This window comes from Pigmentiphaga sp. YJ18, assembly GCF_038066655.1.
Lineage (GTDB): Bacteria > Pseudomonadota > Gammaproteobacteria > Burkholderiales > Burkholderiaceae_B > Pigmentiphaga.
The window spans coordinates 436,796-437,062 of the sequence record NZ_JBBUKU010000002.1 but is presented as its reverse complement, the minus strand read 5'-3'; the positions used below and the strand labels follow the sequence as shown (position 1 = coordinate 437,062).

At 72.7% G+C, this 267-nt stretch carries 1 pseudogene; it reads right to left on the bottom strand.

Annotation, left to right across the window (positions count from 1 at the left end):
* Positions 1-267 (bottom strand): annotated as a pseudogene (locus WKR98_RS15790) (ParA family partition ATPase); the annotation flags it as partial.

The window sequence follows — 267 nt, the reverse complement described above, 5'->3', positions numbered from 1 at the left end:
CGCTCGGCCGCCAGCAGCGCGGAACGCGCCAGGGCGGCGATGCGCGGCGGGCCGTCGATGACGATGTGATCGGCTCGGCGGGCCAGCTCCGGCGCTTCCTGATGCAGCGTTTCGCGGGCGAGGCCCACGGCGCTGAAAAGCCGTGGCAAGCCCTGCTGACTGCGCCGCTGCGTCCAGTCCAGCGAGGAACCCTGCGGGTCGGCATCCAGCAGGATGACGTGCAGGCCGCGCATCGCCAGCTCGCCGGCGATGTGGGTGGCGAGTGTG